This window comes from Microvirga sp. BSC39 (assembly GCF_000739015.1).
GTDB lineage: Bacteria > Pseudomonadota > Alphaproteobacteria > Rhizobiales > Beijerinckiaceae > Microvirga.
This window is the reverse complement of the sequence record NZ_JPUG01000064.1, coordinates 1-16,868: the sequence shown is the minus strand read 5'-3', so window position 1 is coordinate 16,868 and position 16,868 is coordinate 1. Positions and strand designations below refer to the sequence as shown.

The following is a 16,868-nucleotide window of genomic DNA, read 5'->3' as shown; positions in this document are numbered from 1 at the left end:
GCATGGACAATCAGCAGATCAGAGAGCGCATCACCAAGCGACTTGAGGAGACCGGCAAGTCGGCTAGGGCAGCGTCACTCGACGCGGGGATGAGCGCGGACGCAATCCGAGACATATTTCGGAAGCAGGACAGCTCGCCCACTATTGAAACACTGCGGAAGCTCGCGATCGGACTGGAAACGACACCGGAATGGCTAATCTTCGGATCCGCTGGCCTTGGCGAGTTCGGGGGCGGCAGTTCGGCCGAGGCCACCCGCTCGAAGCGCGTCGAGCAAGAAGCTGAACCTGCGGAAGTTTCGCTCATCACCGAGAAGATGACCCCCGTCCCTATTGTCGGTGACGTAGAGGCTGGAGCTTTTAGGGAAGCCCCTGAGTTCGACTCTGACGACATCGAATATGTGATGGATTACCCCGACCGGGAGTACCCTCATGCCCGCCGGATCGGCTTCAGAGTGCGCGGCGACTCCATGAACGACCTGAAGCCCCGCTCCATGCTGGAAGGGGACAAGGTCATCGGCCTCGATTTCCACGACATCGAGGGGCAGATCGTCCTTCGTGAGGGCTTGGTTGTCGTGGTTGAGCAGACACGCGACGGTGGCCACACCCGCGAATGGTCGGTCAAGCAGCTGGAAGTCTACGAGGACCGATATGAGTTCTGCCCTCGCTCGACCAATAAGAAGCACAAGCCGATTGTCGTGCCTAACAAGGCATTTCGAGACCCGAGCGAGGATGACGGGCGGCAAGTCCGGATCTTGGCCTTGGTCCGCCGCGTAATCAGCGATGTGATCTACTAGCCCTCCCGTGCGGGCAGGCGTGAGCTATACCCTATTGCAAGTCCACTTGAACTAAAGGCTGTGTTCCTCAAAGACCACAGTCCCAAAATAGAATAATTCCCTTTAGAAATGATATTGCTTGCCGAAGCACCACTACCCTAACCTCCAGGTTGTGAACTACCGCGAAGGTTTTAAGGCCAACGCGGATATCATAACAGGGGGCAACTATGCGTATTTCTCTACTCGCAATCATAGCGGGCAGCCTTTCTTTAGGTGCCTGCGCCACGGTCACACGTGGCACAACTGAACAGATTACTTTCGATTCCCAGCCGCCGTCTGCCATGCGGACATCAACCGGGCTAACCTGCCCGACGACGCCCTGCACACTGCAGGTGGACCGGAAAGCCGAGTTCGTCGCGTCCTTTTCCAAGGAAGGCTACGAGAGCCAAGACGTCATGGTGCAGACGCGTGTTGCGGGCAGTGGCGCAGCAGGCTTCGCCGGCAATGTTCTGGTGGGCGGGATCGTTGGCATGGGCGTCGACGCAGCGACCGGGGCCACCCTTGAGCACTACCCGAACCCTGTGACTGTGAGTCTTGCGCCGCTGGCAGTCTCTCGGAAGTATCGGGCGAGAAAGCCTGCTCAGGTGCGCGGACCAGTCAAGGAAGTTGCACCGACCTCTTAATGCTTGAAGTGCAAAAAGCCCCGGCTTTTCGTTGGTGCTTTTGTTTGGCCAAGCTGAAACCGGCGATACGACAGCGCATTCTCCTGCTGAAGGCTGTCACGCATCCTGCCTTCGCGGAACGGGAGGCCTCCTCATCTACCTGGCAACGGCGGGTGAGGAGGCCTTTCTGTTAATCACGCGATGGAACATCGCCATGGCTCGCCAGGAAGACCGGCTCATCAAAGTCACCCATCTCCGGATCCCCAGTCTGGGAAAACACGAGTACCCCTGCCTTACTGTCGGCCATACGCTCTGCCCTGAGCAGCGCGGCATTCTCGCTAGGGGCCTGAATGGCCTGCTCTGCTTTCAGCCCTCCCCGCTTCCCTTTGATAAAGGGCTGCACGACGTAGAACGTCTTAGCTGTGGCTGACATGGTTTTGATCCTCTGATCGATCTGGGAAGAAGGTGACAAGGCGGTAGGTCGTGCTCTCGCAGTTCGGGCAAGGCCGCTCGATGCGCTCAGCGAACTCCAAGACGCGACGACTGACCTCCACTGCCGAAAGACGCTGCACTCCCATGCACGCCACTGGGTAGGTATCGGTAAGGCAGTTTGAGCACCGCATCCTTAGCTTATAGCGATGCTCCTTCGGCAGAGGACATTCAGGCGCGGGTGGAATGAAGTGAACCTGCAAGATTGCCCCTCCGTTTGGTTGTTCTTACTTTGTTCTCCAAAGAGGTAGGAGTCGAGTCTTCATATCTGTGGATAGCGGGGAGTATCAAAAAAACCGCCAGGGCTCGAAATACGCGGTACATTTCCCGCAAGACTGCTTGACGCGGTACATTTCCCTTACTAAGCTCTTCTCATCCACTCCCCCACTGGATGAGTCCCATGCCCCTCCTTCGATCCCTTCTCTCAGATGCGTGTGAGTTAGTCTGCCTCGGCGTGTTCGCTGCGGCTATCGCCCTCTGGTCGATCGGGGGCTGAGATGCGCCAGCGCACCATCAACTTCTCCGCCCTCATGCGCGACATGCGCAATCACCGCAGCCCTGAGAAGCGGCTGCAGGACGAGCTGGTCGAGGCCCTTCAGCGCACCACCAGCACGCTTGAGACGCTCTACGGGCTCAAGGGCATCGATGCTGGCCAGTCTACCGCCATCACAGGCGCCCGCACTGTTCTGGCCAAGGTGGAGGCTCGCAATGCTTAAGCGCTCCCGCATCCTCTCCGAGCAGCAGGTTGCCGACCTCCAGTCAGTTCGTGACCAGCTCATGAGCCGCAAGCTGGATCGCAGTCGCCGCGTTCTCGGCACTCGTGAGGAAGACGACGCTCTCGCGCAGATCGAGACCATCCTCATCAACCACCGCGCAGGCCTCGCCCGCATGGCAGGAGTGAGCATCCATGGGTAGCATCGTCTCCTTCCCGCGCCGCCTTCGTGTCGTCTGCACTGAGACCATGCAGATCCAGGCTGACGAAGTTCAGGCTCTTCTCAGCAAGACACTGAACGAATGCCCTGCCTGCACTGGCCGGGGCGCCTTCACCTTCAAGAACCCGGCAACCGGTCTTCTCGACTGTGGCCCCTGCCCTTGCGGTGGGACCGATGAAGATCGTGTCGACTTCGACTTCGGAGGTGCTGCGTGATGTCCTTCAGCAACTCCCGCTGCAAGGCCTTCTGCGAGAAGGTCGAGAACGCCCTCTGGATCTTCATTGGAACGGTGATCTTCGGGCTCTGGGCCTTCTCCATCTTCAAGTTCGTGGAGGTCCTATGAAGCGAGTCTCCCTCACTCCCAGCCATCGGGGGCCTGAGACAAAGCGTGCCGAGCGCAAGCGCGTCGAGATGATCGCAGAACTCTCCAAACATTGCGGATGGGCAAAGCCCGTCGTGAAGATCCCCAAGGACAAGCATCAATGAGCAAGCCATCGAACGCCGTCGCAGTCCAAGAGCCGGGCGCTCCTGTCCCTACTGTCTCGGAGAGCGCTGCCATCATTCAGGTGATCGAGCGTGCAGCTATGAACCCCGCCGTTGACATCGACAAGATGGAGCGGCTGCTTGAGATGCAAGAGCGCATCATGGAGCGGAATGCCAAGTCTGCTTACTCTGCCGACCTGGCCCGCATGCAGCCGGAACTGCCGGTTATCGCCGAGCGAGGCGGCATCAAGGATCGGAGCGGCAACGTCCAGAGCACCTATGCGCTCTGGGAAGACATCAACGACGCCATCAAGCCGGTTCTGTCCAAGCATGGCTTCGCTCTGAGCTTCCGCACCGGTCAGGACGACGGCCGTATCACCGTGACAGGCGTCCTCTCACATCGGGAGGGTCACAGCGAAGAGACGACCATGCACCTGCCGATCGACAGCAGCGGTAGCAAGAACTCAGTCCAGGCGGTCGGCTCGTCGATCTCTTACGGCAAGCGGTACACAGCCGGCGCCCTCCTCAACATCACCAGCCGCGGCGAGGATGACGATGGGAAAGCAGCGGGTGCGCCCCTCAGCATCTCCGAAGAGCAGGTTTTGGCTATTCGCGACCTGATCGAGGCAGTCGGGGCGAACGAGAAGAGGTTCCTCCAGTACCTGAAGGTCCAGAGCATCTCTGAAATCCCGGCCAAGGATTACCAGCGAGCCATCGACGCCCTCAATGCGAAGAAGGGCAAGCAATGAGCGAGATCGTTCAAGGATCTGACGAATGGCTGGCAGTCCGCGTTGGCAAGGTCACAGCCTCCCGCGTGGCAGATGTGGTCGCCAAGACCAAGACCGGCTATGGCGCCTCACGGGCCAACTATATGGCAGAACTGATCGCAGAGCGTCTCACTGGTGAGCCGGCCGAGCGCTTCACCAATTCGGCCATGAAATGGGGCACTGAGCAGGAGCCTGACGCCCGCGTGGCTTATGAGTTTCGCGTGGACGCGGAGGTCGTTCAGGTCGGCTTCGTGCCCCATCCCACTATCGCGATGACGGGCGCAAGTCCTGACGGCCTGGTTGGCGAGGAGGGACTTGTCGAGATCAAGTGTCCCAACACGGCGACCCATATCGACACGCTGCTCAGTCAGACTGTGCCGGGCAAGTACGTCACGCAGATGATGTGGCAGATGGCGTGCACCGGCCGCCAGTGGTGCGACTTCGTTTCATATGACCCGCGCATGCCCGAGCATATGCGCCTCTTCGTGAAGCGCGTTCACCGGGACGATGCCTTGATCGCAAGCCTTGAGGCAGATGTGGCCGGGTTCCTGGCCGAGCTCGCGCAGAAGGTTGTCGAACTGACTACCCTCTATGACCAAAGGGCGGCGGCATGACCTCGGCGCCAATCCTCTTCCAGTGGAATGGCGAGGCGATGGTTCCGCACCGTCGCTTCCAGGCGGAGTGTGACCGGGCCTTTGTGGTCGGGGAGAAATACCGCCTTGCTGAGTGGCACGACCGCTCTACCGCCACGCATAACCATGAGTTCGCCTTCGTGGCTGAGGCTTGGGCCCAGTTGCCTGACCACCTGGCCAGCCAGTTCCCGACACCGGAGCATCTGCGCAAGCGGGCGCTGATCGATGCTGGCTACTACCACGAGCAGGCGGTCGATGCGGGGAGCAATGCGGCTGCCGTCCGGGTCGCTCGCTTTATCGCTGCCATGGAAGAGTATTCGGTAGCCGTCGTGCAAGGCCCGCTCGTGGTCGTGCGGAAGCCCAAGAGCCAATCCCGCAGGGCCATGGGCAAAGAAGAGTTCCAGGCGAGCAAGCAGGCTGTGCTTGAGACGGTCTCGGCAGTGATCGGTGTCTCGCCTGAGACACTGACACGCAACGCATCGAGGGCAGCATGAGCGAGGATGTCGGATCCACCCCTCGCAAAGCCCTCACGCCCACCCAGCGCCTGAAGCTATTCGAGTCTTGGCACGGATGCTGCTGCATCTGCGAGCGCAAGATCCAAGCCGGGGAAGCCTGGATCGATGAGCATATCCGCCCGCTTGCCATGGGCGGAACGAACGAGCTCGACAATCGCGGGCCCGCCCACAAGGCCTGCGCCGATGCCAAGACGCATGGCAAAGACGGTGACCTGGCGCGGATCGCAAAGGCGAAACGGATCAAGATGCGCCACGTAGGCATCCGGAAGCCGAGCAAGTTCCCAACGAGCCGGGACAGCCGCTTTAAGCAGAAGATCAACGGGGATCTCGTAGACCGCCGAACGGGCGAAGTCATCCGGAGAGCCAAATGAGTTTCACCCCTTCCACTGTGCCGGCTGCGGCAGTCTCGTCTCGCGTTCCTGCGGTCGAGCACGGTGGTTCTACTCTTGAGGTGCGATCGTGAACAAGCGCCCACAACATGATCTTTTCCAGAACAGTCAGCGGCTCGTCTATGATGATGCCGTGGACCTGACGCTCCAGTCTCTACTGGCCTATGGTCCCCAGCATGATCATTGGGCCGTGGCATGGTCAGGCGGCAAGGACTCCTCGGCTACTCTGACGCTGATCGTCCACCTGATCGAGGTCGGACGCCTCCCTCGGCCCAAAACGCTATCAGTATTTTATGCGGACACGCGCCAGGAGCTGCCGCCGCTCGCAGCTGCTGCGACGGAGGTCATGGAAGGACTGAAGCGCCGGGGTAACTGGATCCGCACTGAGATCGTACGTGCTCCACTCGACAAGCGCTTTCTCGTCTACATCCTCGGTCGTGGTGTGCCGCCTCCGAACAACAACACGCTGAGGTGGTGCACTCGGCAGATCAAGGTCGATCCCATGGCGGCGGCTGTTGAGCGCCGGCTGGCTGAACTCGAGTTGCCAGAGAACGAAACTGTCCTGATGATCACAGGCGTGCGCCAGGGTGAAAGTGCCATCCGTGATCGCCGGATCGAGATGAGCTGCGGCAAAGATGGAGCCGAGTGCGGCCAGGGCTGGTATCAGAAGATCCTACCTGAGGCGAAGGGCATTCGCGGCCGCATCGCTACCCTGGCTCCGCTGCTGCACTGGCGGGTGTGCAACGTCTGGGACTGGCTGAAAATCTATGCGCCCTCCGAGGACTACGGGGGCTGGGCCACCCGCGTGATTGCTGACGCCTATGGCGGAGACGAGGCCGAGGAGATCAACGCCCGCACGGGCTGCATCGGATGCCCACTGGCGAGCCAGGAGAAGGCACTGGAGACAATCCTGCTCAACCCAGATTGGGCTTATCTATCGCCCCTTCTTGGTCTGAAGCCGCTTTACCGGGAGCTGCGTGAGCCGCGTCACCGCCTGCGCAAGGCTGGTGTCGAAGTGCTGAAGGATGGCTCGATCGGCAAGAACCCTCAGCGGATGGGACCTCTGACATTTGAAGCGCGGTTGATGGGCCTGAGCCGTGTGTTGGAGATCCAGGCTGCTTGCAATGAGGCGGCTGAGCGGCTCGGCCGACCACGCATCGACATCCTCAATGCAGAAGAGGAGGCGCGCATTCGCGAGCTGATTGACCTCGGCACTTGGCCGGACGGTTGGGACGGCGACGAGCCAACGGCGGATATTCCTCTCAATCTCATCTTCCCGGACGGATCGGTTCAACCCTTGTTGGTTTAAACCTCTGAAGCTTAACAAACTGAGCGCTCATAACGAAATAGTCGGCGCTTTCCCTACGGTCATGGATGATTGAGGAAGTTATGGGACAGGCACAGGTAAAGCCCCCATCCAAACGCCTACTAACCAGAGCCGAAGCCGCTGCCTATTGCGGGCTGGGCTCCTCGCCTCCCCCGGTAAAGCCAAAGCGCATCAGGCCCGGCAAGCAAGGTCTCCGATACGACGTGCGCGATCTGGACGAGTGGATCGACAGGCTCGACAGCGGCGACCATGATTCCAGTGGCAAGAACTGGCTGGATGAGCTCGACAATGAAGCGACCTAAGGTTCCCGGCGTTAAGTGCTACGTGTCGAACGGCATCGCTTATGCCTATGACAGAAAGACTGGCACCCGGTTAACGCCGCCGCATGCGCTCTACTCGCGGGAATGGTTTGAGGCGCTCGACGCCGCCCGAGCCAAGGCAAAGCCGGTGGAAGAAAAGGGCGGGACGTGGGGCGCTGCTGTAGCTGCCTACCGATCCAGCCCGAGGTTCCTGGATCTCGCTCCCCGCACTAGGGAAGACTATCAGGCGGTCCTGGACTGGACGAAGCCTCTCCATGCGATGCCGCTGACACAGTGGACGCGCGGGTTCGTGGCGGGGCTGCGGGATAAGGCCAAGCTGAAAAAGGGGCGCCGGTTTGCCAACTATGTGCTGAGTGTGGTGTCGGTGGTCTTCGCGGTCGCACTCGAGCGAGAGTTGGCTGACACAAACCCGGTTCGCGAGGTCAAGAAGATCCGCAAGCCTAAGGGTGAGCCTCGCGCCAACCGGCCATGGGCTCCCGAGGAATGGGACGTGGTTAGGGCGGCCTGCCCTCCTCATATCCTGGCGCCGGTGCTCTTGGGTGGCATTCTCGGCTATCGGCAGGGGGAAATACTCTCGGCCCCTCGCAGTTCTTTCAACCGGAAGACTGGCCAGCTCAGCCGCATCTCAGCCAAGAGCGGGAAGAAAGTGGTGGTGCAGGCGCCCGAGGCGATTGTTGAGGCTTTGGATGCCCTGCCGAAGCACACAGCAACGACGCTCTTCGTTAACACGCGTGGCCTGCCCTGGACCGAGGACGGCTTCCGCTCCTCGTTCTTCAAGATCATCCGCAAGCTGGAAGAAGCCGGCAAGGTCGCGGACGGACTAACCTTTCACGGGCTCCGGCACACGGCCGCGACCCGGATGCGTCAGCTTGGCTTCGACACCCGGACGATTGCCGACATGTTGGGTCAGGAGACTGAGGGCATGGCAGGTCATTATTCCCGCGAGGCAGACCTTGAGCCGAAGCTGCGCGGGGTCGTCAAAAAGCTTGATCAACACGCCCGAAGGAAAGCGCAAGAAGCTTAGACAAGAGGGCGAATTTCTCAATGCTTCAGGGTAGACTTAGACAGAGTTCAGGAGGTCAAATGATTGAAACCAAAAGGATAAAACCGGACTCTGACTCCGTTAGTCTTGGTTCGAATCCAGGTCCCCCAGCCACTCCGCTCTTCAGGCGTCTAGCGCCGTACCCTCTCGTGCAGGTTCGAACCCACCCTTGAATGCATGGCCGCGACACCGCTGCTGTTTCCGACGGGATGGCCGGGGCCAGTCGGAAAGGCACCACTGCCGAGCTTGGCGGGAACGTGGCGTCCGGGACCTGCCTAATTGACGTGCACAGGTTCGAAGGTGCTTTTCAGCGGATGCGGGTTCCAGTCCCCGTTCGAGGCCGGCGTCCCCTGTGACCGGCCCGACCACCGCCGCTCGAACGCCTTGGCGGCTTCCTGATCCTTGAACCCCATCAGGCCAAAGCCGGTACGGATCTGAAAAAAGTCGTAGGGGGCACCCTCGCTCTCGAGCCAGCGCACGACCTGGAGGTTGAGCGATCTCTTGCTCCCGTTCCAGACATCCCAGTCGTTGACCAGGAAAACGAAGGGCCAGAGCCTGGCGTAAGCCTCGACTTCGTAGCGTGTCGCCGAGGCCAGTTCCTCATCGCGTGTGGAAGCCGCGATAGCCTCTTTGATCTTCTCCAACTCCATCACTGCCTCACCTGACGTTCGTGACATACGGTGGTGCGGTCGGACCGGATCTCGGCGCCGCATAGCCACCGCTATACCTCACATTAGGTAAACGATAGGTCATTTGGGCAGTTCCAAAGGTATGCCGCTTGAAAGGCAAGGAGCCTGCGTTACCCGCAAGATGCGCCGGCCCTCGTGGTCTAGGTTGATAAACTGTCAGCACCTTGGCTGAGGAATGGCGGATCCAAGGCGAGACCCGCATCATGCCGCCTGACCGCGCCCTGAGCTCTCAGCGCAGCGCATATTGCCCCTCCCGCCGGTTCGGAGCGCGGGAACTCAGCCCTTAGTCTTAAACGGAACGAGGTTGACACCGGCTCGGCCTGCCACACGTAAGCAACCCATGTTAATCTCACCGAGAGCTGGGTTCTGATGAGGCGAGTGCTGGGCCGCAGGGCGGTGCCCAATGATCCCATCGACAGAGGCCTCATGGCGACGGCTCTCGTGGCTGCGCTGACCGCGTTCCTCATCTGCTGCCAGCTCCCCTGAAGCCGGACTGCGCCGGGCGCAGCGCGAGGCTCCACCTATTCCCGCCGGGCTGATGACGCAAAAGTAGATACCCTTTTGCCCTGCCCCCTCCGATGCGACGCTCAAGGCCTGAAGCGGTTATCGTTCATGAAGTGAGCCGATACTCACAACGTGAGCACCGATATGCGTTTTTCGACTTTGTGTGTCTTTGCTGCAGCCACCCTGATCTCCGCGAGCGCTTTCGCTCAGGGGGGAGGTTGGGCCTCTACCCCGGAAGGGAAAGCACGCTGGGATGCGTGCTACAAGGAGACCCGGCTGATCCACCGAACCCGCAACCGGACTCCCCTCGATTACCGGGAGATCATCAAGGAAGCGCGCCGGGACCATATGCGCGTGTGCATGACGAGGGCAAAGCCTCCTGCCCCGGTGCGGGTTGCGGTGCCTACCGACAGGTTCCCGGAGACCGCTCTGTCAGGTTGGGCCAGCAACAACTGATCGCGCTGAGACTTCGAAGGCCCTGAGCGGTGGCTCAGGGCCTCGACCCATCGGCGTGTCCGATGCCCCCTGTCCCCATCCGGCGACTGCGCCAGGGAATTGGCTCGGGCCTCACGACAAACCACCGGTTGCGTTCAACGCTTCACGGCCTTGATGTCGGAACATGGAATGATCAGCACCGGGCGAAGATCCTCGCCCACGATTTCAATGAAAATTTCGTCGCTGTAGTTCGGCGGCATCGCGGCCCAGTTCCGCAGGAGAGCCTGGAGCACCTTCAGGGCTTCAGACTGGGCAGCTGCGATATCCGGCAGGTCTACGCCGCTCGGATCCTCATCGGTGCCGAAGTGACTTCTGATGTCGATATAATAGCGGGGCAAATCGAACCCCCAGCAACGCTGGACCTGAGGGGACGTCCCTCATTATATGTCCTCATGTTAAACGACAGCGTGCATCGCTGAAATTCACTCTGAATCGCCCCCACTCTTTCGAGCGAACCCGCTCTCCGGAGGGATGTGGCCCAACTTTCCGGATTTGAGCGGATCAGATGCCGGCGCTCGATGTTATCGATTGAGAGAAGCGCCTCAGGAGTTTCGATGCTTTTACCTTGGATGAAGCTTGCCACCGACACCACGATGCTGGCCTTCGAAGCCCAGACTGTGATCTGGACCCGCCTGTCACAGGCCGCGATGGGCCGCGGGTCGCCCACCGAGAACCTGCTCATGGTGACGGAGAAGATCACGGCCTTCGCCGAGGCGGCAGCCGTGCTTGCCGCCGGCGGCTCCGCTCACAAGATCGTCAAGGGATATCGCAAGAAGGTCCGCGCCAACGCGAAGCGTCTGGGGCGGTAGAGGCAGCGCTGCGCATCGTCAGCGCGGGACGACCGTATCCGGATTGGAGGGGATCTGCTTGACCGTCTCCTTGCTGGCAGCCCGGCCGGGCGCATTCTCCGGATCGGAGTGCGTTTCGCGAAGCGCGAAGAAGACGACGACAACGGCAACGGCTACAAGCGCGAGCGCCGTCCAGCTTCGGGTATTCATGATGAGCTCTCCTTCAGGATCATGTCAGAGGGCTGAACTCGGGCGCTATCGGCTGGTTCCTCCTGCCACGCATCCCATCATCGAGATGCCCGCACGATCCGTTCCAGCTTCGGCGACGAAGGTGAGCATTCCCTCTAGAGGCGCTCCGACGGGCCGTCTAAAAGCCTCCTGAAACAGACAGGTGCGACACTTTGCGCTGCAAAGATGGAAGCATCGACTTCTGAAGCGTAGCTTTGAGATGCAAAGTTCATGGTCCGGGTGCCTATGGGACAAGAATCCGTGTGTTTGAAGGGCTCAAGACCTGCCCCTGAAGACTGTTGAGACGAATGGATAAGCTTGCTGCGTGAGTTTTTCATACCGAAGTATGAGCTTGGCCGGCGCAGTCTACGTAATTTCCACTATTCCATTCGACACCCAAATCAGCTTATTGATTTTCTCATTGAAGCAGAAAGATTATACCAACGTTCACCAAATATATACTTTCTAAGATTTTCGTGTCGGTGGGGGCAGACACGGCAGAAGCCGCGAACCAGCAGTTTAAGCTGGGCGCGGCTTTTCTTTTTTGCTGATAACGAACAAATCGAAAGCACTTCCTAGAAGAAGCGAGCCAATGCTGTCTCGAGACGCTGCCATTCCATTTCAGTGCCGGGCAGTCCGAACCTCAACAGGCGCGGACTATACTGAAACCGCCTGACCCAGATGCCATGCTCCCCTAAAACCTGGAAGAGTTCAGGGGCCCGTGGGCTCTCCAGCAGGCGATAGAGGATCGTGCCACGCAACGGCGCGTCAGCAACGGACCGCAGAAGATCATCCAGGCGGCTTGCGTCGGCGGCGCGGGCGGACCGTGCCGCTTCCAGCCACTCCCGGTCGCGCAGAGCCTTGCGGCCCGTCTCCATCGCAGGTCCCGACACGGCCCAGGGACCGAGCGCCGACCTCAAGCGCGTGGCGACCGGCTCCGGCGCCAGGGCAAAGCCGGTCCTCAACCCCGCCAGGCCGTAGGTCTTGCCGAAGGAACGCAGGACGACCGCGTTGGACGGAAGCACAGGCACGAGGCTCTCGCCGGGCTCGAAATCGGCAAAAGCCTCGTCCACCACGAGCCAGCCGCCGCGCGATCGAAGATCCTCGGCGAGGCGCAGCAGGGTCTCGCGCTTGAGGAGCCTGCCGTCGGGATTGTTGGGATTGACGACTACAAGAACGTCCGTGCCGTCGAGCCTATCCACGGTCGCGACGTCGGCGACATCGTGCCCGGCCTTGCGCCATGAATGGGCATGCTCCGCGTAAGTCGGCCCGAGAACCGCCACGCGGGAGCGCGGCCGCAGATGGGGGAGAAGGCTGATCAGAACCTGCGTTCCCGGCGCGGCAACCACCATCGCGGGATCGGTCGCTCCATAGGCCTCGGCAGCGGCCGCTTCCAGATCCCGGTGCTCGGCAGGCAATGGGAGCCGCTCGAACAGGGAGGCTGGCAAGGGGGGCACCGGATAGGCTATGGGGTTGATCCCCGTCGACAGGTCGATCCACGGCTCGGGCGCCCGCGGAAACAGCCGCCGGGCCTCGTCCAGATCGCCCCCGTGCCAGATCCGCGCCTCACTCATCCCGTTCACCCATGGCCCTCTCCGACAGCCTGCTGATCCTGAGCCTCGCCCTCGCAATCGAGGCCGCCGTCGGCTATCCCAACCGCCTTTACACGGCGATAGGCCATCCCGTCACCTGGATCGGACGGCTGATCAAGATGCTGGACGGACGGCTGAACCGGGAGGACTCGTCCTTCGGCTGGCGACGCGCGGCTGGAATCCTGGCCCTGCTGGTCCTTCTTACCGTGACGGGACTAGTGACTTGGGCGACGACTGCACTCCTCCAGCCGCTTGGTCTCGTCGGCATTCTCCTCCTGGCGATCCTCGCCAGCAGCCTCATCGCCCAGCGGAGCCTCCACGAGCATGTGGCGGCCGTGTCGAAGGGGCTGCGCGAGGGCGGGATCGAAGGCGGACGCCAAGCCGTTTCGATGATCGTCGGGCGCAACCCGCAGAGCCTGGATGAGGCCGGCGTTTCCCGCGCGGCCATCGAGAGCCTTGCGGAGAACTTTTCGGACGGCATCGTGGCGCCCGCGTTTTGGCTCGGCCTCGGCGGCCTCCCCGGCGCGGCGCTCTACAAGGCAGCCAACACGGCCGACAGCATGATCGGCCACCGCACACCACGGCACGCGGCCTTCGGCTGGGCGGCGGCGCGGTTCGACGATCTCGTGAACCTGCCCGCCTCACGCCTGACGGCGTTGCTCATCATCGTGGCGGCCGCGCTGCACCGGGGAGCCTCGGCGCCGGGTGCGTGGCAGGCCGTCCGGCGCGACGCCTCGCATCACCGCTCGCCCAATGCCGGCTGGCCCGAGGCCGCGATGGCAGGAGCGCTGGGCCTGCGGCTTGCGGGACCGCGCGTCTATGGCGACGTGCGCGTCGAGGACCGCTGGATGGGTGATGGGCGCGCGGAGGCAACGGCCGACGACATCGATCTGGCGCTGAAGCTCTATCGCACGGCCTGTGCGCTGCTCTTCAGCCTCTCTGCGGGATTGGCGCTGCTGGCGTGGTTCATCGTGCGCTGATCGCGAAGAGCCTCTCGCAATCGAGATGCGCCTCGAGATGATCGGCGAAGCGATTCAAGATGTCGTCGACAAGCGCCTCGTAGGCGAGATCGCTTGTCTCGGCCCCCAACAACTTGAGCCAACGCGCCCGCTGACGGTCGTCCGCGAAAAGGCCGTGCACATAAGTGCCCACCACGCAGCCGTCGGCCGAGACGGCTCCATCCGCGTGTCCATTCGCCAGCTGCGCGAAGGGCTGCCGCGATGCGTCGGGTCCTGATGTCTCGCCGATATGCATCTCGTAGCCGGAGAACGGCGTGCCGTCGGGAATCGTCGTGCCTGTCACGGCCTCCAGCCGCTTTTCTGCTGTCAGCGTGGTCGCGACGTCGAGAAGCCCCAAGCCCTCGACGGAGCGGCCCGCCTCGCCTTCGATGCCGAATGGGTCCTCAATTCGCTGCCCCAGCATCTGGTAGCCGCCGCACAGGCCGAGCACTCGTCCACCCCGGCGCACATGCGCCTTGAGGTCGATGTCCCAGCCCTGCTGGCGAATGAAGAGAAGGTCGTCGATGGTGGTCTTCGAGCCCGGCAGCAGCACAAGCGCCGCTTCCACCGGCAGAGGCTGTCCGGCCTCGACCAGAACCACCTCCACGCCCGGTTCCTCGCGCAGGGGATCGAGGTCATCGAAGTTGGAGATCCAGGGCGTCACCGGCACGGCGATCACGACCGAGCCCTTGCGCCCCTCACGCCGCAATCCCAGGCCGTCCTCCGCCGGAAGGCGGGCGGCGTCAGAAAAATGCGGCACGAGGCCCAAGGCCGGCCAGCCGGTACGCTCGACCACAAACTGCATGCCGCTGTCGAACAGGGCCGGATCGCCCCGGAAGCGGTTGACGATGAAGCCGCGGATCATCGCGGCATCGGCCTCATCGAGCACTGCCTTGGTGCCGACGAGGCTGGCGATGACGCCACCGCGGTCGATATCGCCCACCAGAACCACGGGCACATCGGCCGCGCGGGCAAAGCCCATATTGGCGATGTCGCCGGCGCGGAGATTCACTTCAGACGCCGAGCCCGCCCCCTCCACGAGCATGAGGTCGGCCTCCTGCGAGAGCCGCCCGAAGCTGTCGAGCACCGCCTCCATGAGGCGCGGCTTCCAGGACTGGTACTCCCGCGCCTTCGCGGTTCCGACCACGCGCCCCTGCACCACCACCTGCGAGCCGATCTCGCTCTGAGGCTTCAGGAGCACCGGGTTCATATGCACGCTGGGAGCGACACCTGCCGCGCGCGCCTGCAGCGCCTGGGCGCGGCCGATCTCGCCGCCATCGGCGGTGACGGCCGCATTATTGGACATGTTCTGAGGCTTGAAGGGGCGGACCCTCAAACCCTTGCGCGCAAAGACCCGGCACAGGCCGGCCACCAGGAGCGACTTGCCCACGTTGGAGCCGGTGCCCTGCACCATGAGCGCGCGCATTTAGAACTCCACGCCTTCCTGCGCCTTCACGCCGGCGGCGAAATGGTGCTTCACCAGGGTCATCTCGGTCACGAGATCGGCGGCCTCGATCAGTTCCGGCTTGGCGTTGCGCCCGGTGACCACGATGTGGAGATCGGGCCGGCGCTGCCGCAGGGTTTCGACAACCTCGGCCAAGTCCAGGTACTCGTAGCGCAGCGCGATGTTGAGCTCGTCCAGGACGAGAAGGCGGATGTCCTCGCGGGCCATCAGCTCCTTCACCTTCGCCCAGGCGCGCTCCGCCGCCGCCACGTCGCGGGTGCGGTCCTGCGTCTCCCATGTGAAGCCCTCGCCCATGGTGTGCCACTCGACTTGATCGCTGAACCGGTCGAGGGCCATGCGCTCGCCGGTCTCCCAGGCACCCTTGATGAACTGCACCACGCCGACCTGGAAGCCGCGCCCGAGGGCTCGCAGCATGAGGCCGAAGGCCGCCGTCGACTTGCCCTTGCCGGGGCCCGTATGGACGATGAGGAGCCCCTTTTCGACCGTCTTCGAGGCGACCTCCCGGTCCTGCACTTCCTTGCGCTTGATCATCTTGGCGCGGTGGCGCGCCTCTTCGTCCTGGGACATCCCGGCCTGCTTTCCTGTGGAAGGGCCGCACCATGAACAGGCTCAAGCCCGATTTCAAGGCCGGTCATTCCGGATGCCCAGGCTTGAAACATCCCCCCTGGCCGGATAAGCATGAAACCGACGGTGCCCCGGCAACGGGGTGAAAAGGGAATGCGGTGAGACACCGCGGCTGCCCCCGCAACTGTAAGCGGCGAGCCTACGCTCCAAATGCCACTGGGATCCAACCCCGGGAAGGCGGCAGCGAAAAGCATCGACCCGCGAGCCAGGAGACCTGCCGTCAGCCTTTGCTTCTATCGGGTCTGCTGGACGGGGTGTGCCGGCGGTGACCGTAGTCGAGTGACCCTCCGTCATTCGGTTCCGTCCGTGGAAGCTCAACAGACTCAGAAAACCCCGAGTCTCCCGACGGAGAGAACGATGACGATTCTGCCCAAGACCCGCCTCCTGGCCCTGACGCTCGCCGGCCTTGCCGCCGCGACGCCCGCCCTCGCCCACCACCCCATGGGCGGCATGATTCCGGCCACCTTCACGCAGGGCCTGCTCTCGGGCCTCGGCCATCCGGTCATCGGTCTCGATCACCTCGCCGCCCTCGTGGGCGTAGGCCTCGTCGCCTCGCGCTTCGCCCGTGGACTCACCCTTCCGGCCTTCTGGATGGCCGCCATGGCGGCCGGCATCGGCCTGCACCTGATGAGCGCCAGCCTGCCCTACGCTGAGGTCCTCGTGGCGCTGAGCGTCGTGGCCATCGGCCTTGCGGCGACCATCCGCACCACCCTGCCCTATGCGTTGATTGCGGTTCTGTTCGCCGCCGGCGGCGCCGTGCACGGCTATGCGCTCGGCGAATCCATCATCGGCGCGGAATCCACCCCGCTCGCCGCCTATCTCGTCGGCCTCGTGGCGGTTCAGACTGCGCTCACCACCGGCGTGGCTTTCGCCGCCCGCTCGCTCATGAACGGCGCGCTCGCCGCTCCCGCCCTGCGGCTCGCAGGCGTTGCGGTTGCCGTCACGGGCGTCGCAGCCCTGGCCCTGCCGGCCTTCGCCTGAGCGGATCGGCTATAGATCGATGACCTCATCTCCTGAGGAGATCTGCCTGCACGTCTGCGTCACCTGCCGTCAGGCGGGTGGCCCGGACGACAAGGCGCTCCGGCCCGGTGCGATCCTTCACCGGGCTCTCATCGAAGCGCTCGCCCAGCCCGACGCACCGAAGGTGCGTGTGG

23 protein-coding genes and 1 riboswitch are annotated in these 16,868 nt (G+C 62.5%); of the genes, 16 read left to right on the top strand and 7 right to left on the bottom strand.

Annotated elements, in window-relative coordinates:
- Positions 1 to 2 precede the first annotated feature (2 nt).
- Together MA07_RS13750 and MA07_RS13745 are read left to right on the top strand one after the other, a co-directional pair.
- Positions 3 to 794 carry a helix-turn-helix domain-containing protein gene (locus MA07_RS13750; RefSeq protein WP_036352112.1) on the top strand — a complete coding sequence of 264 codons (792 nt, stop codon included), beginning with the start codon at positions 3 to 5 and terminating at the stop codon, positions 792 to 794.
- 320 nt (positions 795 to 1,114) lie between these two features.
- On the top strand, positions 1,115 to 1,456 hold the full coding sequence (locus MA07_RS13745; protein WP_244445248.1) for a translation initiation factor 2: 342 nt from the start codon (positions 1,115 to 1,117) through the stop codon (positions 1,454 to 1,456).
- Between the two features lie 169 nt (positions 1,457 to 1,625).
- Here MA07_RS13745 and MA07_RS13740 read toward each other — a convergent pair whose 3' ends face one another.
- A complete protein-coding gene (locus MA07_RS13740) occupies positions 1,626 to 1,868 on the bottom strand; it encodes a hypothetical protein (protein WP_036351668.1) in 243 nt (80 codons plus the stop codon).
- Between the two features lie 553 nt (positions 1,869 to 2,421).
- Between MA07_RS13740 and MA07_RS13735 the strand changes: the two genes are divergently transcribed.
- From MA07_RS13735 to MA07_RS13690, 11 genes are all read left to right on the top strand, one after another.
- A complete protein-coding gene (locus MA07_RS13735) occupies positions 2,422 to 2,640 on the top strand; it encodes a hypothetical protein (RefSeq protein ID WP_036351665.1) in 219 nt (72 codons plus the stop codon).
- Positions 2,633 to 2,839 carry a hypothetical protein gene (locus tag MA07_RS13730; protein WP_036351662.1) on the top strand — a complete coding sequence of 69 codons (207 nt, stop codon included), beginning with the start codon at positions 2,633 to 2,635 and terminating at the stop codon, positions 2,837 to 2,839. The genes MA07_RS13735 and MA07_RS13730 overlap by 8 nt, the downstream gene beginning before the upstream one ends.
- Complete coding sequence (locus MA07_RS13725; protein WP_036351659.1) at positions 2,832 to 3,071, top strand: hypothetical protein; 240 nt, start codon at positions 2,832 to 2,834, stop codon at positions 3,069 to 3,071. The genes MA07_RS13730 and MA07_RS13725 overlap by 8 nt, the downstream gene beginning before the upstream one ends.
- On the top strand, positions 3,071 to 3,199 hold the full coding sequence (locus MA07_RS31195) for a hypothetical protein (RefSeq protein ID WP_280114241.1): 129 nt from the start codon (positions 3,071 to 3,073) through the stop codon (positions 3,197 to 3,199). The genes MA07_RS13725 and MA07_RS31195 overlap by 1 nt, the downstream gene beginning before the upstream one ends.
- On the top strand, positions 3,196 to 3,342 hold the full coding sequence (locus tag MA07_RS30145) for a hypothetical protein (RefSeq protein WP_160195437.1): 147 nt from the start codon (positions 3,196 to 3,198) through the stop codon (positions 3,340 to 3,342). The genes MA07_RS31195 and MA07_RS30145 overlap by 4 nt, the downstream gene beginning before the upstream one ends.
- The gene (locus MA07_RS13720; protein ID WP_036351656.1) at positions 3,339 to 4,088 is read left to right on the top strand and encodes an ERF family protein; all 750 of its coding nucleotides are present in this window, start codon (positions 3,339 to 3,341) and stop codon (positions 4,086 to 4,088) included. The genes MA07_RS30145 and MA07_RS13720 overlap by 4 nt, the downstream gene beginning before the upstream one ends.
- The gene (locus tag MA07_RS13715; RefSeq protein ID WP_036351653.1) at positions 4,085 to 4,720 is read left to right on the top strand and encodes a lambda exonuclease family protein; all 636 of its coding nucleotides are present in this window, start codon (positions 4,085 to 4,087) and stop codon (positions 4,718 to 4,720) included. The genes MA07_RS13720 and MA07_RS13715 overlap by 4 nt, the downstream gene beginning before the upstream one ends.
- Complete coding sequence (locus MA07_RS13710; protein WP_036351650.1) at positions 4,717 to 5,232, top strand: hypothetical protein; 516 nt, start codon at positions 4,717 to 4,719, stop codon at positions 5,230 to 5,232. Before MA07_RS13715 ends, MA07_RS13710 begins: the two co-directional genes overlap by 4 nt.
- Entirely contained in the window at positions 5,229 to 5,624 is a 396-nt protein-coding gene (locus tag MA07_RS13705) for an HNH endonuclease (RefSeq protein ID WP_036351647.1), read from the top strand. The genes MA07_RS13710 and MA07_RS13705 overlap by 4 nt, the downstream gene beginning before the upstream one ends.
- Before the next feature lie 88 nt (positions 5,625 to 5,712).
- Positions 5,713 to 6,951, top strand: a complete 1,239-nt coding sequence (locus MA07_RS13700; protein WP_036351644.1) for a phosphoadenosine phosphosulfate reductase family protein — start codon at positions 5,713 to 5,715, stop codon at positions 6,949 to 6,951.
- 306 nt (positions 6,952 to 7,257) lie between these two features.
- On the top strand, positions 7,258 to 8,313 hold the full coding sequence (locus MA07_RS13690) for a tyrosine-type recombinase/integrase (RefSeq protein ID WP_052003153.1): 1,056 nt from the start codon (positions 7,258 to 7,260) through the stop codon (positions 8,311 to 8,313).
- A gap of 293 nt (positions 8,314 to 8,606) precedes the next feature.
- Here the strand turns inward: MA07_RS13690 and MA07_RS13685 are convergent, their stop codons facing one another.
- The gene (locus MA07_RS13685) at positions 8,607 to 8,981 is read right to left on the bottom strand and encodes a hypothetical protein (RefSeq protein WP_036351638.1); all 375 of its coding nucleotides are present in this window, start codon (positions 8,979 to 8,981) and stop codon (positions 8,607 to 8,609) included.
- Positions 8,982 to 10,114: 1,133 nt separating this feature from the next.
- Positions 10,115 to 10,357 carry a hypothetical protein gene (locus tag MA07_RS13675; RefSeq protein ID WP_036351633.1) on the bottom strand — a complete coding sequence of 81 codons (243 nt, stop codon included), beginning with the start codon at positions 10,355 to 10,357 and terminating at the stop codon, positions 10,115 to 10,117.
- Between the two features lie 216 nt (positions 10,358 to 10,573).
- Between MA07_RS13675 and MA07_RS13670 the strand changes: the two genes are divergently transcribed.
- Positions 10,574 to 10,828, top strand: a complete 255-nt coding sequence (locus MA07_RS13670) for a hypothetical protein (protein ID WP_036351630.1) — start codon at positions 10,574 to 10,576, stop codon at positions 10,826 to 10,828.
- Positions 10,829 to 10,846: 18 nt separating this feature from the next.
- Here the strand turns inward: MA07_RS13670 and MA07_RS30140 are convergent, their stop codons facing one another.
- Entirely contained in the window at positions 10,847 to 11,017 is a 171-nt protein-coding gene (locus tag MA07_RS30140) for a hypothetical protein (RefSeq protein ID WP_160195436.1), read from the bottom strand.
- 593 nt (positions 11,018 to 11,610) lie between these two features.
- Complete coding sequence (cobD, locus tag MA07_RS13665; RefSeq protein WP_036352108.1) at positions 11,611 to 12,609, bottom strand: threonine-phosphate decarboxylase CobD; 999 nt, start codon at positions 12,607 to 12,609, stop codon at positions 11,611 to 11,613.
- An 11-nt stretch (positions 12,610 to 12,620) separates the two neighbouring features.
- Between cobD and cbiB the strand changes: the two genes are divergently transcribed.
- Entirely contained in the window at positions 12,621 to 13,607 is a 987-nt protein-coding gene (gene cbiB, locus MA07_RS13660; RefSeq protein WP_036351627.1) for an adenosylcobinamide-phosphate synthase CbiB, read from the top strand.
- Here cbiB and MA07_RS13655 read toward each other — a convergent pair.
- Entirely contained in the window at positions 13,594 to 15,039 is a 1,446-nt protein-coding gene (locus tag MA07_RS13655) for a cobyric acid synthase (RefSeq protein WP_036352106.1), read from the bottom strand. The genes cbiB and MA07_RS13655 overlap by 14 nt on opposite strands.
- 12 nt (positions 15,040 to 15,051) lie before the next feature.
- Complete coding sequence (gene cobO / locus MA07_RS13650) at positions 15,052 to 15,657, bottom strand: cob(I)yrinic acid a,c-diamide adenosyltransferase (RefSeq protein WP_036351624.1); 606 nt, start codon at positions 15,655 to 15,657, stop codon at positions 15,052 to 15,054.
- 104 nt (positions 15,658 to 15,761) lie between these two features.
- Positions 15,762 to 15,951, top strand: a riboswitch (cobalamin riboswitch).
- A gap of 120 nt (positions 15,952 to 16,071) precedes the next feature.
- Between cobO and MA07_RS13645 the strand changes: the two genes are divergently transcribed.
- Positions 16,072 to 16,695, top strand: a complete 624-nt coding sequence (locus MA07_RS13645) for a HupE/UreJ family protein (RefSeq protein WP_052003152.1) — start codon at positions 16,072 to 16,074, stop codon at positions 16,693 to 16,695.
- Positions 16,696 to 16,868: the final 173 nt, after the last annotated feature.

Coding starts and splice junctions, on each gene's coding strand:
- MA07_RS13750 (WP_036352112.1), top strand. CDS start 3: ATGGACAATCAGCAGATCAGAGAGCGCATCACCAAGCGACTTGAGGAG.
- MA07_RS13745 (WP_244445248.1), top strand. CDS start 1,115: ATGCGGACATCAACCGGGCTAACCTGCCCGACGACGCCCTGCACACTG.
- MA07_RS13740 (WP_036351668.1), bottom strand. CDS start 1,868: ATGTCAGCCACAGCTAAGACGTTCTACGTCGTGCAGCCCTTTATCAAA.
- MA07_RS13735 (WP_036351665.1), top strand. CDS start 2,422: ATGCGCCAGCGCACCATCAACTTCTCCGCCCTCATGCGCGACATGCGC.
- MA07_RS13730 (WP_036351662.1), top strand. CDS start 2,633: ATGCTTAAGCGCTCCCGCATCCTCTCCGAGCAGCAGGTTGCCGACCTC.
- MA07_RS13725 (WP_036351659.1), top strand. CDS start 2,832: ATGGGTAGCATCGTCTCCTTCCCGCGCCGCCTTCGTGTCGTCTGCACT.
- MA07_RS31195 (WP_280114241.1), top strand. CDS start 3,071: ATGTCCTTCAGCAACTCCCGCTGCAAGGCCTTCTGCGAGAAGGTCGAG.
- MA07_RS30145 (WP_160195437.1), top strand. CDS start 3,196: ATGAAGCGAGTCTCCCTCACTCCCAGCCATCGGGGGCCTGAGACAAAG.
- MA07_RS13720 (WP_036351656.1), top strand. CDS start 3,339: ATGAGCAAGCCATCGAACGCCGTCGCAGTCCAAGAGCCGGGCGCTCCT.
- MA07_RS13715 (WP_036351653.1), top strand. CDS start 4,085: ATGAGCGAGATCGTTCAAGGATCTGACGAATGGCTGGCAGTCCGCGTT.
- MA07_RS13710 (WP_036351650.1), top strand. CDS start 4,717: ATGACCTCGGCGCCAATCCTCTTCCAGTGGAATGGCGAGGCGATGGTT.
- MA07_RS13705 (WP_036351647.1), top strand. CDS start 5,229: ATGAGCGAGGATGTCGGATCCACCCCTCGCAAAGCCCTCACGCCCACC.
- MA07_RS13690 (WP_052003153.1), top strand. CDS start 7,258: ATGAAGCGACCTAAGGTTCCCGGCGTTAAGTGCTACGTGTCGAACGGC.
- MA07_RS13685 (WP_036351638.1), bottom strand. CDS start 8,981: ATGGAGTTGGAGAAGATCAAAGAGGCTATCGCGGCTTCCACACGCGAT.
- MA07_RS13670 (WP_036351630.1), top strand. CDS start 10,574: ATGCTTTTACCTTGGATGAAGCTTGCCACCGACACCACGATGCTGGCC.
- MA07_RS30140 (WP_160195436.1), bottom strand. CDS start 11,017: ATGAATACCCGAAGCTGGACGGCGCTCGCGCTTGTAGCCGTTGCCGTT.
- cobD (WP_036352108.1), bottom strand. CDS start 12,609: ATGAGTGAGGCGCGGATCTGGCACGGGGGCGATCTGGACGAGGCCCGG.
- cbiB (WP_036351627.1), top strand. CDS start 12,621: ATGGCCCTCTCCGACAGCCTGCTGATCCTGAGCCTCGCCCTCGCAATC.
- MA07_RS13655 (WP_036352106.1), bottom strand. CDS start 15,039: ATGGTGCAGGGCACCGGCTCCAACGTGGGCAAGTCGCTCCTGGTGGCC.
- cobO (WP_036351624.1), bottom strand. CDS start 15,657: ATGTCCCAGGACGAAGAGGCGCGCCACCGCGCCAAGATGATCAAGCGC.
- MA07_RS13645 (WP_052003152.1), top strand. CDS start 16,072: ATGACGATTCTGCCCAAGACCCGCCTCCTGGCCCTGACGCTCGCCGGC.